We start from the raw sequence: 659 nt of genomic DNA on the forward strand, positions 1-659 counted from the left end.
ATGCAAATCGAATATCAAAAAATACAAAAAAACGCTATTAATACCCATACCAAGAGCACATATGCAACGCTTGATCAGTATATTGACGCAGTAAAGGATACTCTTGCAAAATACCACTTCGCTTTGTTTTCTCGTATTAAAAGTCAAACCGCTACAAACGTTACCATAGAAATAACTCTGTCTCATCCATCGGGCAATCAAATCTCAACCGAAGGAACATTTCCAATTGATGGACAAGGCAGTAAAAATAACATTCAATCTGTTGGTTCCACGATTACTTATGCACGCAGATATCTCTTAGGCATGCTTCTTAATGTAACCAGTGATGAAGGTGATACTGATGGCAACACGCTTATAGCAGGTGTCACACCAGAACAAATGAATGAAATCAGAGAATTAATAGAACAAACACAAGCAAAGGAAAGCGATATTCTTTCTTTCATAGGCGTAAAAAATCTCACACAGATGTCTTATAAACAAGCACAAACCGTTTTGTTTACTTTGAAAAAAAAGCAACGCTCGCAAATGAATAAAGCACAACAAAAGCAACAAACGGCGGTGTGAAATGGAACAAAGAACAGAAGAATGGTTTCAAGCACGACTAGGCAAAGTCACCGCTTCAAATATTTACAACGTACTCAGTAAAACAGCAAAGGGAA

The 659-nt window shown here is 37.2% G+C and carries 1 protein-coding gene and 1 pseudogene; both read left to right on the plus strand.

Annotation, left to right across the window (positions count from 1 at the left end; translation table 11 throughout):
- The coding region (locus BN202_RS09020; RefSeq protein ID WP_019220321.1) for an ERF family protein at nucleotides 1-564 on the plus strand (564 nt) is incomplete at its 5' end.
- Between the two features lies 1 nt (nucleotide 565).
- Nucleotides 566-659: pseudogene (locus BN202_RS09840) on the plus strand (lambda exonuclease family protein); the annotation flags it as partial.

The organism is Bartonella florencae (assembly GCF_000312525.1).
Lineage (GTDB): Bacteria > Pseudomonadota > Alphaproteobacteria > Rhizobiales > Rhizobiaceae > Bartonella > Bartonella florencae.